Below are 13,686 nucleotides of genomic sequence, written 5' to 3' on the forward strand. Positions count from 1 at the left end.
CGTCGCGGAGCGTCGCCAGGAACGCGCGGCGCAGAGCGCCGCGAACAAGCGACGCGGGGCGTCGCCACGAACACGCGACGCGGGGCGTCACGAACACGCGACGCGGAGCGTCGCCACGAACAAGCGGCGCGAACACGCGACGCGGAGCGCCACGAACACGCGACGCGGAGCGTCATCACTGGACGTCCGCGGTGAACAAACGACGCAGCGCGTCGCCAGGAACAAGCGACGCAAAGCGCCGCTACTGGATGTCTACTGTGAACTCGGCGCGGTGGACCGCGCCGCCCTTCTGGAACTCGAAGAACATCCGGTAGCGGCCCGGGCTGGGTGCGGAGAGCCAGAACTTCACGGCGCCGCCCACGAGCTGGTCCTCCGGGTGTACGTGGAGATAGCCGAGGTCGCCGTCGCGGATGACGACCAGGTGCCCGTAGGCCGCCAGGTACTTCTCCAGGTCGGTCACCGGCGAGCCGCCCGAGAAGACGCGGAACGTGAGCGGCTGGGTGGCGTTGACCTTGGGCGTGCCCTCGTAGGTGACCGTGAAGCCGTCCACGTCGGCCGTCCGGGCCGCGGCCGGCAGGGCGAGCGGCGAGTAGTTCCCGGCGACGGTCGCGTCGATCGACAGGGCCAGCGGCACTTGCTGGCCGGCTGGGTCCAGGGTGACGAAGTCGCTGTACAACCGCCAAATGCCGGGGCTCGGCAAGGTCAGCGGGATCGACCACGTGCCATCCGCCGCCAGCTCCGGGTGCCGGTGTTGAAAGCCCGACAAATCGTGTTTTATGGCGATGAAGTGCAGCAGCTTGTCGTGGTTCGGCACGAACTTCGTCACCGCCCTGCCGTCCGCCCCCACGATCTTGAACGCGAACGGGCGCGGCACCCCCGCCTCGAACGTCGGTGGGGCCGCCGGGACCAGCGTGAAGCCGGCCCCGCTGAGCGAGAACCCGCCCAGGTCGCCGAGGACCGCGCCGCCGTGTGAGTGCGACGGGATCGTGGTCGGGTCGGACGTCGCCGCCGGCGTCGCGGCGGGCGCGGTCGCGCGGGCGATGCCGAAGCCCAGCAACAGCGCCGCGACCAGCCCGGCCGCCACGAACGGTCCCTTGAGCACCATGAAATTCAGCCTACCGAGGGAGGTTAAGTTACTTTTGTCCAAATTGCGACGTTAGTGACACGTGGGGTTTTGCCGCAAGAACTTGCGCAGCGCCGCATCACTGGTCGTCGCCGGACTCATTGTCCTGATGGCGCCCGGGACCGGGCACGCGGACCCAACCGCGGACCGGCAACGGCAGCTCGCCAACGCATGGCAGGAGCTCGAGAGCGTCATCGAACGGTACAACGCCGTACGGGACGACCTGCGAGCCACCGACGCACGTCTCCAGCAGGTCAACACCCGGCTAGGGCCACTAGAGGCCCAGGTCGACACCGCTCAGCGCGAAACGGACGCCCAGGCCGCCGCCCTGTACCGCAGCGGCGCCATCGGCTCGACCGCCGTGCTGATCGCGGCGCCGTCGCCCGAGGCCTGGATGGACCAGCTCGCGATGCTGGACCAGATCTCGCGCGGCCGCGTGACCGCGCTGCACGAGCTCAAGGCCGCCCAGGGGGCCCTGAACGACGAGAAGGCCGAGCTGTCGACGCTGCGCCAGCAGCAGACCGCGCAGCAGGCCGAGCTCGGGCAGCGCAAGGCCACGATCGAGGCGCAGCTGCGCCGGTTCGGCATCGGGAACACCGCGCGGTCGCCCTCGGGCGCGCTGCACGACGGGTTTGTGCCCGTCTTCAGCGACGACGCCGCCGGCCGGGCCGTCAAGTTCGCGTTCTCCCAGCTCGGCAAGGTCTACAAGTGGGGCGCCGACGGGCCCAACAGCTTCGACTGCTCGGGCCTGACGATGGCCGCGTGGAAGACCGCGGGAGTGGCCCTTCCGCACAACGCCGCCCGCCAGAAGCAGACCGTCAAGCCGATCACGCGGGCCGAGCTGCAACCCGGTGACCTGGTCTTCTACTACAAAGACGTGAGCCACGTCGGTATCTACATCGGCTCCGGCCGCGTGGTCGAGGCCCCCAGAGCCGGAGAGCGTATCTCCATGCGACTGATCGACTACGCTCCGGTGGTCGGATACGGCCGACCGCAGTGATCCTTTCGGTTTTTGTCACACCCCTGGACTAGCGTCGGACCCGTGAGACAGGAAGCCACGCAAGTCCTCAAAAAGCTCGCCGGACCCGCCGCTGAGCTGCGCGAAGACCAATGGACAGCCATCGAGGCGCTGGTCGCCGGGCACCGCCGGGTGCTCTGCGTCCAGCGCACCGGCTGGGGCAAGTCGGCGGTCTACTTCGTGGCCACCGCCCTCCTGCGCGCCCGCGGCGCCGGCCCGACGGTGATCGTGTCACCGCTGATCGCCCTGATGCGCAACCAGACCGACGCGGCCGCCCGGGCCGGGATCGCGGCCCGGGCCATCAACTCCGCCAACCTGGAGGAGTGGGACGCGATCACCGCCGAGATCAACGACGGCGCGGTCGACGTCCTGCTGGTCAGCCCCGAGCGCCTCAACAACCCGGTGTTCCGCGACGACGTGCTGCCCAAGCTGGCCGCCACGGCCGGCCTGCTCGTCGTCGACGAGGCGCACTGCGTCTCCGACTGGGGCCACGACTTCCGCCCCGACTACCGGCGCCTGCGCACCCTCCTGCTCGACCTGGCCCCCGACACCCCGGTGCTCGCAACGACGGCCACCGCCAACTCCCGGGTCACCGCGGACGTCGCCGAGCAGCTCGGTGACGCCCTGGTGCTGCGCGGCTCGCTCGACCGCGAGTCCCTCCGCATGGGTTCGCTCACCCTCCCCTCCCCGTCGCACCGCCTGGGCTGGCTCGCCGAGCACCTCAAGGACCTCCCTGGCTCCGGCATCATCTACACGCTGACCGTGGCCGGGGCCGACGAGACGGCCGCGTTCCTGCGGGCACAGGGCTACGAGGTCGCGTCCTACACGGGCAAGAGCGAGCCCGCCGACCGGCTCACCGCCGAGGCCGACCTGCTCGGCAACCGCATCAAGGCCCTCGTCGCCACGTCGGCGCTCGGCATGGGCTTCGACAAGCCGGACCTCGGTTTCGTGGTGCACCTCGGCGCCCCGTCCTCCCCGATCGCCTACTACCAGCAGGTCGGCCGGGCCGGCCGAGCCGTCGAGAAGGCCGACGTGCTGCTGCTGCCGGGCCGCGAGGACGCCGACATCTGGCGCTACTTCGCGTCCCTGGCCTTCCCGCCCGAGCACCAGGTCCGCGAGGTCCTCGACGTCCTGGCCGAGGCCGGCCGCCCGCTGTCACTCCCGGCCCTGGAGCCGCGGGTCGAGCTGCGCCGCGGCCGCCTCGAGCTGCTGCTGAAGGTCCTCGACGTCGACGGTGCCGTCCACCGGGTGCGCGGCGGCGGCTGGGAGGCGACGGGCGCGCAGTGGCGGCACGACACCGAGCGCTACACCCGCATCGCCCAGGCCCGCGAGGCGGAGCAGGAGGCGATGCGGCAGTATGCGGTGCTGACCTCCTGCCGCCTGGAGTTCCTGCGCCGCCAGCTCGACGACCCGGAGGCGGCCCCGTGCGGCCGCTGCGACAACTGCGCGGGGGCGTGGTACGCGACCGAGGTCTCCCCCGCCGCCCTGGACACCGCCCGCGCCCACCTCGGCCGGGCCGGCGTCGAGATCACCCCGCGCCGCCAGTGGCCGACCGGCCTCCCCGCCGTCGGCGTCCAGCTGACCGGCAAGATCAAGCCGGCCGAGCAATCCCTCCCGGGGCGCGCCATCGGCCGCCTGAGCGACCTGGGCTGGGGTGAGCGCCTCCGCGCCGCCCTCAACGGCCCCGACGCCCCGATCTCCGACGACGTCTTCAAGGGCGTCGTGGCCACCCTGGCCGAGTGGTCCAAGGGCGACGACCGCTGGCCCGAGCGCCCGGCCGGCGTGGTGATCCTGGGCTCGCAGCACGCGCCGGAGCTGGTCGCCTCGCTCGGTGCCCGCATCGCCGAGGTGGGCCGGCTGCCGCTGCTGGGCACCATCCCGCCCGGGCTGTCCACGGACGTCGCGTCCCGCACCAACTCGGCCCAGCGGGTGCGGGCCCTGCACCGCGAGTTCGCCGTGCCGCGGCCCCTCGCCGACGCGGTGAGCGCCCTCGACGGCCCGGTGCTGCTCGTCGACGACATGGTCGACAGCGGCTGGACGATGGCCCTGGCCGCGCGGGCGCTCAACCTGGCCGGGGCGAAGGGAGTGCTGCCGTTCGCGCTGGCCCTGACCGCCTGAGCCGAAGCCTGGGCGCGCTCAGACGACCAGCCTGAACCGAAGCCTTGTCGCGCACATAGGCGGCGAGCCGGCGTTGCGCCCGGACAGCGCCCGCGGCACGAGCACGCCGGCCGGCAGCGTCGGCGCGCTCAGACGACCTGCCTGAACCGAAAGCCTGGGTGCGTCGAGTTGACCGCCCGAGCCGAAGCCTGAGTGCGCTCAGACGACCAGCCTGAACCGAAGCCTGGCGCGCTCAGACGACCTGCCTGAGCCGAAAGCCTGGGTGCGTTGAGTTGACCGCCTGAACCGAAGCCTGAGTGCGCTCAGCCGGCCAGCCTGAACCGAAGCCGGGTGGGCTCAGTCGACCAGGCGGAGGGCGACCGTCGGGGCGTCGAGGAGGACGGAGGCCGGTTCGGAGCCGACGACCGTCTGCAGGCGGTGGTCGCCGACGACCAGCTCGACGCCGGTGTAGAGCTCGATCGAGTCCCAGCCGTCGAGCTGGTAGGACTTGCGGTAGATGCGCTCGGTCTCCTCCTTGATGTCGGGGGTCGAGCGCTTCCAGATCAGGGTGCCGTTCTCGCTGGTGTCGGTGACCTGGAGACGACCGGCCTTCACCTCGAGCTTGACGTGCTCCTTGGCGATCCAGGCGGCGGCCGCCTCGTGGAGCCAGGCCGCGACCGAGATGTCGTCGGGGTCGGACGGTTCGCGGCCCACGATCACCGGGTGCTCGGCGCTCACCACGAAACGGCGGCGGGCCAGGTCGTCCACCACGATGGCCACCGCGAACGCGGCCGGACGCGGGCCGATGTCCTTCACCGCCTCACCGTGGCGGGGGCAGGCGGGCAGGCCGGCGCGCATTCTCGGGACCGGCTGGCCGATGCGGCGGATCGGGCCGAACGCGGGGCACTCCGGCTCCTTGCACCGCCACTCCCGGGCCATCAGCGAGGCGCCGACACCGCTGGGGTCGGCGCGCGTGAAGCGACGGCGGACCACGCGGGTGCGGCCGAACCGCTGGGCACCGCGGGCGGTGAACGACTGCAGGCCGTCCGGGCGGCCGCCCTTCTCCGCGGCGACCGGCTCCTTGGGAGCGTCCTCGGCCGGAGCATCGGCGGGAGCATCCTCGGCCGGTGGCTCGGCGGGAGACGGCTCGGCCATCTCCTTCTCCTCGGTCTTGTCCTTCGGGTCCGGCGGGACGATCGGCAGCGTCGCCTGGCCGCGGATCACCAGGCGCTCCTTGCCGTCCTTCGGCGGCATCGGCTCGCCGCCGGGGGTCAGCACCGCGCCGCCGGCCCGCGGCGTCAGGCGCAGCAGGCGTTCCGGGCTGTCGGCGATCCACGGGAAGCGGGTCTTGGCCTGGGGCGGCAGCTCGCGGACCACGACGAGCGGCAGGCCCGTGAAGTCGGCGATCTCCGCGGGGCGGTCGGCCACCACCGGGGTCACCTCGATCAGGCCGTCGTCCGCCCAGCGGCCCAGCACCATGCGCTCTTTGGAGGTCAGCGCGGCCTCGGACAGGACCTCGCGCCCGGCGACCGGATAGAGCATGGCGCCCGCGTCGATCAGGTAGCGGCTCAAGGCGTCCACCACCATGCCGAGCCGCAGCAGGTTGATGGGGCGGCCGCCGTCGAGGGCCACGAACCGCGCGACCTCCGCCAGGTCCACGACGGCCTGCGCCAGGGTTATGTCCGTGGTCAGCCGCTGCTCGATCGTGTCCATGACCCGGCTGATCTCGAACCGCACGGCGCCTCCTACCTTCGACCTCAACACCCTACGGTGAGGCGGCCCGCTTATATACGGGACGCCACGAGGATCAGACTTGTGTACCAGTCAGGAAGGTTGCACGCCATACGCTACAAAACGTCGATCACCCTACGAAAGGGTCAGCTGTCGTCTTACTTCTTCGGGCCCTTGCCCTCTTTGCCCTTACCCTCATCGTCGGATCCGGGGCCCTTGTTGACGGCCGGCGGCTTGGGCGCCGGCGGGGCCGTGGTGGTGACATGTTTGGTGACCGGGGCCTGGGTGGCCGGGGCCTGGGTGACGACGACCTGAGCCGCGGGCGCGAGCAGGACGGAGCGGCACGCTTCACCGTTCAGGGTGAAGTCGGCCGGCAGCTGCGACGAGTCGCGATACGCGCCGACGACCCGGAACTGGGCGCCCGCGGCGAGTTCCGTCGTCAGGTCCGCGCCGCCGAGCAGGACGGTGTCGCCGTCCTGGTGCCAGGTAGCGCCGTCGATCGCGCCGATGGCCTGGCCGTCGGGGACCCGGAACGTCAGACTCCAGCCGCCGCCGGGGCCGGCCGCCTTGACCTGGAGGTCGGCGTTGAAGGAGCCGGCCTGCTCGGAGCGGACCGAGTACTCGACGGTGCAGTCCACCTTGGACGCTGACGGGGCGGGAGCGGAGGCCACCACCCAGCCCGGCTTCGCCTGGGAGTCGGCGGCCGCGTTGCCGGACGAGCACATTGCCAGGCCACTGACCGCGGCCGCCGCGACGACACCCGCGACCGCGACCCGGCCCCGTTTGCCGCGCGGGACGAAGACCCGGTGGGTGGACTCGAGGACGCGCGAGTCGAGGGCGGCGGGGGCGGCGGCGTCCGTCAGCGTCGGGCGGCCCGTCGCCAGCAGCTCGGCCATGTCGGCCGCGGACGGGCGGTTCTCGGGGGCCTTGGCCAGGCAGCGGATGATGGCCGCGGCCACCGGTGCGTCGACCAGGCCGGGCGGGAGGGGCTCGGGGCGGGTGCGGCGATGGGCCTCGAGCACGCCGGTGGTGGTGGACTCCTCGGGCCAGGGAAAGCGCCCGGCGACGGCGCGGTACAGCAGCAACCCCAACGCGTAGACGTCGGTCGCGGCGGTGGTCGGCAGGCCGCGGATGCGCTCCGGCGCCAGGTACGCGGGCGTGCCGAGGATCTGGCCGCCCTTGTCGCTGTTGTCGCCGGCGACCGCGGAGATGCCGAAGTCGACCAGCTTGGCTCCGCCGTCGGTGAGCATGACGTTGGCCGGCTTGATGTCGCGGTGCACCAGGCCGCGGGCGTGCACCGCGGCCAGCGCGGCCGCGAGCTGCGCGCCGACCTGGAGGACGGTGGCGACCGGGAGCTCGCCGACCTCCTCCAGTGAGCGGCCGGTGACGAGCTCCATCACCACATACGGGGCCCCGTCGGGCTTGTGCCCGAAGTCGTATACCTGCGCGATGTGCGGATGGCTCAGCAGTCCAGCCGCCCGAGCCTCGGCCTGAATGCGGCGCCGCGAGTCCGGGTCGGTCAGGAGCTTGGGAGCCAGGAGCTTCACCGCGACCGGGCGCTCCAGGATCTCGTCGAAGGCGCGCCACACGACGGACATGCCGCCGGCGCCCAGGGGCTCGATCAGCCGGTACCGCGTGCCGCTCAGGCGTTCGCCTTCCACGTCAAGGTGTTGCCCAGATTCACCGCCGTCACACGCGACAACCAGCGCACACAATTATCCCCGCAAATTACGCGAATACCCCGTCGGGCGAAAAATCCGATATGTCGAGCGGAGCGCGGCGCGAAGCGCCCGACATATCGGCTCTTGAAGAGCACGCCGCTCAGGAAGCGCCGGCGGCCTCGCGTTTGATCTGGGGGAACTGGGTGGCCATCGCCTCGGCCAAGGCCTGGGCGGCGGACATCGGGCGGACCATCACCGTCAGCTCGTCGATCAGGCCGTGCTCGTCGAAGTGCAGGAAGTCGCAGCCCTCGATCGCCACGTCGCCGATTCTGGTCGCGAAGACCAGTGCGTGGGCGTCCGGGGCGGACAGTTCGCGGACGTAGTGGAAGTCCTCGAACACCCGCAGGACGCCGCGGAGGATGGCGGCCACGATCGGTTTGCCTTCGTAGGGGCGGAAGGCTACCGGGCTGCGGAAGGTGACGTTGTCGGCCAAGGTCGCGGCCATCGCGTCGGGGTCGGCGGCTTCGACGGCTTCGCGGAAGGCGGTCACGGCTGCGGCACCTCGAAGATCATGCAGGTGGACGTGGCGTGGGCGATCAGGGCGCCGCGGGCGTCGGTGATCTGGGCCTGGGCGAGCGCTGTCCGGCGGCCCTTGTTCAGGATGGTGCCTTCGCACGTGAGGATGCCGGACGCCAAGGACGCGGGGCGGAGGAACTTGGTCGTCAGGTCCAGCGTCGTGTAGCCCACGCCAGCCGGCAAGGTGGAGTGGACCGCACAGCCCGTGGCCGTGTCCAGCAGCGTGGCCAGCACCCCGCCGTGAACGGTGCCGAGGGGGTTGTAGTGGTACTCCCGCGGCTCCAGCGTCACCACGACCCGCCCGTCTTCGGCAACCAGCGCGCCGGTGCCCAGCAGGTGCATGATCGGCGGGCGGGGCAGCTCGCCCGTGCCCATCGCCCGCAGCAGCTCCAAGCCGCTGCGCCGGCCGACCTCGGCCGCGTTCAGCGCGGGGTCGGACCACGAGAACGTGCGGCTGCGGACATCCGGCTCGGTCTGCGTCATGGACCTAGACTCCCGGGCCGAGGCTAGATCTGTCAATCAGACTCAGCGCCGGGTTAGCCTTTGCACCATGAGACCTAGGGCACTCGAATGGTCCGTCGAGAACTGCACGATCGGCCGCGCGATGGCGATTCTCGGCGAGCGGTGGACCGTCGTCGTGCTCCGTGAGGTCTTCAACGGGATCTTCCGGTTCGACGACATGCGGGTGCGCACCGGCATCCCCCGGCAGGTGCTCACCAACCGGCTCGGCGTGCTCGTGGACAACGGGATCCTGCGCCGGGTGCCGTATCGCGAGCCGGGGGCGCGGGCGCGGGACGAGTACCGGCTGACGGAAATGGGTTTCGCGCTTTACCCGATGTTCGTCGCCCTGCGCGAGTGGGGCGACCGCTACCTGGCCGACCCGGGCGGGCCACCGTTGGAGACCGTCCACCGTGGCTGCGGCGCCCCGGTGCACGCCAAGCTCGTCTGCGAGCACGGCCACGAGGAGATCACCCCGCGCGACGTCGTTCCGCAGCCCGGTCCGGGGGCGATTCGGCGGGCCCCGGCCGAAGTTTAGGAATACTGCGCGTGCCTCGCGTCACGGACCGTGAGCGAAGTGCGACCGATCTGGTGACAACGGCGAGCTACGCACTGCCCAACCATGGATCACGGCGAGTCATCGACCCATGGAAGGGGCCTGCATGCCCAGCAGATACCGGAGCGCACTGGGTGCCGCTTCGGCCGCGGTCCTCGCGATCGCAGCCGGGGCGGTCGCGCCGGGCGGGCCGGCGGTCGCAGCCACCACACCGCCGGCGAGTGCCACCGGCCTGACCCGCGTCATCGTCGAGGCCGACGATCCCGGCGCGGCCGCCCTCGCGGTCACTCGCGTCGGCGGCAGGGTTGGCCGCGCACTGGCGGTTGTGGACGGCTTCGTGGCCGAGGTACCAACACAGCGCTTGTCCGTTTTGCGAGCCGCGCCCGGTGTGCGCGGCGTGACCGAGGACGGGTCGGTCTCCATGGAGGCGGCCCGGTGGCGCGCCGACGGCGACGCCAACTCGATGTTCAGCGTCGTGCGCGCCACCGGCGCCCTCGACGTGTGGAAAAAGCTCGACCCGAGCGGCCGGAACATCATCGGGACCGGTGTGGGCGTGGCCCTGATCGACTCGGGTGTGGCGCCGGTGACCGGGCTCAACGACGCGACCCGGGTCATCAACGGGCCGGACCTGTCGTTCGAGTCGCAGAGCCCGACGCTGCGTTACGCCGACACGTTCGGCCACGGCACCCACATGGCCGGCCTGATCGCCGGCCGGGACCCGAACACCAACCCGCTGACCGTCAGCGACCCGACCAACTTCACCGGCATGGCCCCGAACGCGACGCTGATCAGCGTCAAGGTCGCGGCGGCCGACGGGGCGACCGACGTGTCGCAGGTCATCGCCGGCATCGACTGGGTGGTGACGCACCGCAACGACCCCGGCCTCAACATCAAGGTGATCAACCTGTCATTCGGCACCGACTCCAACCAGGACGAGAAGCTCGACCCGCTGTCGCACGCGGTCGAGTCGGCCTGGAAGAAGGGCATCACCGTGGTCGTGTCCGGCGGCAACGACGGCAAGACCCGGGCCAACCTGTCGAACCCGGCGGTCAACCCGTACGTCATCGCGGTGGGCGCGGCCGACTCCAAGGCCACGGAGTCCCGTTCGGACGACGTTGTGGCCGACTTCAGCAGCCGCGGCAACACGACCCGGTCGGTCGACCTGACCGCCCCCGGGAAGTCGATCGTCGGCCTGCGCGACCCCGGCTCGTACGTCGACGTGAACTACCCGACCGGCCTGGTACCGGGCGACACGTCGGGCCGCTACTTCCGCGGCAGCGGCAGCTCCCAGGCCGCGGCCATCACCTCGGGGGCGGTCGCGCTGCTGCTGCAGCAGCGCCCCACGCTGACCCCGGACCAGGTCAAGAAGCTGCTCACGAGTACCGCCGACGTCATGCCCCTGGCCGAGACGCTGGGCCGCGGCGCGGGTGAGCTGAACATCAAGAACGCCATCAACGCCCCGACGCCGACCGCGGCCGCCTCCACCCAGACCTGGGCGGCGTCCACCGGCACCGGGACGCTGGAGGCCGCCCGCGGTACCGCCCACGTCGCTGACCCGGTCAGCGGCGTCGAACTGACCGGTGAGAAGGACATCATGGGCAAGGCCTGGAACGGCACCACCTGGGCCAAGACGGCCACCGCCGGCACCGCGTGGACCGGCGGCACCTGGAACGGCTCGGCCTGGACCGGGACGGACATGAAGGCCGGCCTGCTGCCGGGCCTGCTCACGATGAAGAGCTGGAGCAGCGTCAGCTGGTCGAGCACCAACTGGGACGGCCGCACCTGGAGCGGCCGCACCTGGAGCGGGGCGACGTGGGACGGACGCACATGGAGTGGCCGAACTTGGTCAGGAAACACCTGGAGCGGCCGAACTTGGAGTGGGAGCTACTGGTCCAGCTCCATTTGGGACTAAAGCACTAAACAGGGCGATTGATGACGAAAGTACGCGGTTGGAGTCGCCCGGATGCGCGGGTCGCGATGCTCAGCCTTTGGCTGGGTATCGCGACCATCGCGGCGCACGCGGTGCGCATCCGGACCATCGGCCTCCCGGCCGACCCTGACCCTGTCCCGCTCGCGATCCTGCTTGTCGCGTTCGCGCTGACCGAGGGGTTCGCGATCCACGTGCGGGTCCGCCGGGGCGGGCACGCGATGAGCCTCAGCGAGATCCCGATGGTCCTCGGGCTGCTGTCGGTCGACCCGACGCTGCTGCTCTGCGTCCGGCTCATCGGCGGCGTGGCCGGCCTCGCCTTCCTGCGCGGGCAGCGGGGCATCAAGCTGGGCTTCAACGTCGCCCTGCTGGGGGTGCAGACCACTGCTTCGGCGGTACTGCTGCGAACCCTCGCCGGCCCCGATTTGTCAGCGGGGCCGAGGGAGTGGCTCTACGTCCTCATCGTCATGCTGCTCTCCGACGTCATCGCCGCGGTCCTGGTCACCGCCGTCATCGCGCTGCACGACGACCCCAGCGAGTGGCGCCGGCTGCCCAGCGCGCTGCAGGGCCTGCCGCTCGTGGCCATCACCACCAGCATCGGGCTCATCAGCGCCCTCGCGATCGAGCGCGACTCCCGCGCCATCGCGCTGCTGGCCATCGTCTCCGCGGTCACCTACCTGGCCTACCGCGCCTTCGTCCGGCAGAACCAGGGCCACCAGCAGGTCGAGGAGCTGTACGCCTTCACCCGCGCCCTCGACGGCCCGCTCGACACCCGCGGCGTCGCCCGCATCGTGCTCGAGCAGGCCCGCGACCAGCTGCGCGCGGAGCGGGCCGAGCTCATCATCCCGGCCGCCGACGGCACCCACGTCCGGCTGCGCATGCACGGCCAGAGCGACTTCGAGATCAGTACCGTCGACACCCTGCCCGAGACCGCCTGGTGGCAGCCGGCCCGGGGCGGTGCGCCGGTGCTCGTGGCCAAGGGCTCCCGCGTGATCGGCTCCATCGCCGACGGCATCGCGGTGCCCGTGCCGGTGAGCGACCACGAGTCCGGGGTACTGCTGGTGGCCGACAGCCTCCCCGACATCCCCACGTTCGGGGAGCAGCACGTGCGGCTGTTCCAGGCCCTGGCCAACCACGCCAGCCTCTCCCTCACCAAGGCCCGGCTCCTCGACGACCTGCGCCGCGAGGTCGCCCAGACCGAGCGCCTGGCCACCTACGACCCGCTCACCGGGCTGATCAACCGGCAGCGCTTCCAGGCCCTGACCGACCGGCACCGGGCGGCCGGCACGCCCGTCGCCGTCCTGCTGATGGACCTGGACCGGTTCAAGGACGTCAACGACGCCCTCGGCCACGACGTCGGCGACCAGCTGCTCCGGCTCGTCGGTGAGCGGCTCCAGGCGCGGCTGGGCGACCGCGGCACGGTCGCTCGCTTCGGCGGGGACGAGTTCGCGGTACTCCTCCCCGACATCCGGACCCGGGAGTCCGCGATCGCCGTCGGCGACGATCTCGGCGCCGCGATGGAGCAGCCGATCCCCATCGGCCACCTCCGCCTCAACGCCCGGGTCAGCATCGGCATAGCCCTCGCCCCCGAGCACGGCCACGACGCCAACTCGCTCATCCAGCGGGCCGACGTGGCGATGTACGTCGCCAAAAACACCCACACCGGCGTGCGGGTGTACACCAGCGACGACGACCGCAACAGCCCGCGGCGCCTGGCGATGGTCGCCGACCTCCGCGAGGCCATCCAGCGCCACGATCTCGTGGTCGTCTTCCAGCCGAAGCTCTCCACCGCGACCGGCGTGGTCGTCGGGGCCGAGGCCCTGGCCCGGTGGCACCACCCGGTCCACGGGTTCGTCCCGCCGGACGAGTTCATCCCCCTGGCCGAGCACTCCGGCCTGATCCGCCCGCTGACCCTGCACGTGCTCGAGGTCTCCCTGCGCCGCTGCGCGAGCTGGCGCCGGATGGGCCACGACATGCACGTGGCGGTGAACCTTTCACCGAACAGCCTGCAGGAGTCCGACCTGCCCGACATCGTGGACCGGCTCCTGGGCCAGGCCGGCGTCCCGGCCAGCGCCCTGACCCTGGAGATCACCGAGAGCAGCATCATGGCCGACCCGACCGGCGCCCTGGTGATCCTCGACCGCCTGCACGGCCTCGGGGTGAAGCTGGCCATCGACGACTTCGGCACCGGCTACTCGTCGCTGGGCCGGCTCCGTGAGCTCCCGATCCACGAGATGAAGATCGACCGCTCGTTCGTGCAGCGCATCGCCGTCGACCACCGCGACCGCGCGGTCGTGCGCTCGGCCGTGCAGCTCGGGCACGCGCTGGACCTGATGGTCGTGGCCGAGGGCGTCGAGGACGAGGAGACGCTGCTCCACCTGCGCCGAGAGGGCTGCAACCTGGTGCAGGGGTACTTCATCTCCAAGCCGCTGCCGGCCGACGAGTTCGCCGATTGGCTGACCGCCCGAGTCCCGCAGCTCGGCGGGGCATAACGTTCGG

The 13,686-nt window shown here is 71.5% G+C and carries 10 protein-coding genes; 5 read left to right on the top strand and 5 right to left on the bottom strand.

Annotated features, from left to right (window positions below):
• Window positions 1–241: 241 nt before the first annotated feature.
• The gene (locus tag ACIA8L_RS38995; RefSeq protein WP_395912537.1) at window positions 242–1,105 is read right to left on the bottom strand and encodes a hypothetical protein; all 864 of its coding nucleotides are present in this window, start codon (window positions 1,103–1,105) and stop codon (window positions 242–244) included.
• Window positions 1,106–1,232: 127 nt separating this feature from the next.
• Between ACIA8L_RS38995 and ACIA8L_RS39000 the strand changes: the two genes are divergently transcribed.
• Both ACIA8L_RS39000 and ACIA8L_RS39005 read left to right on the top strand, forming a co-directional pair.
• A complete protein-coding gene (locus ACIA8L_RS39000) occupies window positions 1,233–2,123 on the top strand; it encodes an NlpC/P60 family protein (RefSeq protein ID WP_395912539.1) in 891 nt (296 codons plus the stop codon).
• A gap of 42 nt (window positions 2,124–2,165) precedes the next feature.
• On the top strand, window positions 2,166–4,259 hold the full coding sequence (locus ACIA8L_RS39005; protein WP_395912541.1) for a RecQ family ATP-dependent DNA helicase: 2,094 nt from the start codon (window positions 2,166–2,168) through the stop codon (window positions 4,257–4,259).
• Window positions 4,260–4,595: 336 nt separating this feature from the next.
• On the opposite strand, the gene ACIA8L_RS39010 is transcribed toward ACIA8L_RS39005, so the two are convergent.
• The 4 genes from ACIA8L_RS39010 to ACIA8L_RS39025 form a co-directional block, all read right to left on the bottom strand.
• On the bottom strand, window positions 4,596–5,975 hold the full coding sequence (locus tag ACIA8L_RS39010; protein ID WP_395912543.1) for a hypothetical protein: 1,380 nt from the start codon (window positions 5,973–5,975) through the stop codon (window positions 4,596–4,598).
• Window positions 5,976–6,127: 152 nt separating this feature from the next.
• Window positions 6,128–7,630, bottom strand: coding sequence for a serine/threonine-protein kinase (locus ACIA8L_RS39015; protein ID WP_395912545.1), 1,503 nt, complete (start codon window positions 7,628–7,630; stop codon window positions 6,128–6,130).
• Between the two features lie 160 nt (window positions 7,631–7,790).
• The gene (locus ACIA8L_RS39020) at window positions 7,791–8,180 is read right to left on the bottom strand and encodes a nuclear transport factor 2 family protein (protein WP_395912547.1); all 390 of its coding nucleotides are present in this window, start codon (window positions 8,178–8,180) and stop codon (window positions 7,791–7,793) included.
• Window positions 8,177–8,689, bottom strand: a complete 513-nt coding sequence (locus tag ACIA8L_RS39025; protein WP_395912549.1) for a PaaI family thioesterase — start codon at window positions 8,687–8,689, stop codon at window positions 8,177–8,179. The genes ACIA8L_RS39020 and ACIA8L_RS39025 overlap by 4 nt, the downstream gene beginning before the upstream one ends.
• 67 nt (window positions 8,690–8,756) lie before the next feature.
• On the opposite strand from ACIA8L_RS39025, the gene ACIA8L_RS39030 reads away from it, so the two are divergent.
• From ACIA8L_RS39030 to ACIA8L_RS39040, 3 genes are all read left to right on the top strand, one after another.
• Window positions 8,757–9,242, top strand: a complete 486-nt coding sequence (locus tag ACIA8L_RS39030) for a winged helix-turn-helix transcriptional regulator (RefSeq protein ID WP_395912551.1) — start codon at window positions 8,757–8,759, stop codon at window positions 9,240–9,242.
• 124 nt (window positions 9,243–9,366) lie between these two features.
• On the top strand, window positions 9,367–11,172 hold the full coding sequence (locus ACIA8L_RS39035; protein WP_395912553.1) for a S8 family serine peptidase: 1,806 nt from the start codon (window positions 9,367–9,369) through the stop codon (window positions 11,170–11,172).
• A 20-nt stretch (window positions 11,173–11,192) separates the two neighbouring features.
• Window positions 11,193–13,679 (top strand): putative bifunctional diguanylate cyclase/phosphodiesterase, encoded by a 2,487-nt coding sequence (locus ACIA8L_RS39040; RefSeq protein ID WP_395912555.1) that lies wholly within the window; start codon window positions 11,193–11,195, stop codon window positions 13,677–13,679.
• The last annotated feature ends 7 nt before the right edge of the window (window positions 13,680–13,686 follow it).

This window comes from Dactylosporangium sp. NPDC051541 (assembly GCF_044454505.1).
Classification (GTDB): Bacteria; Actinomycetota; Actinomycetes; order Mycobacteriales; family Micromonosporaceae; genus Dactylosporangium.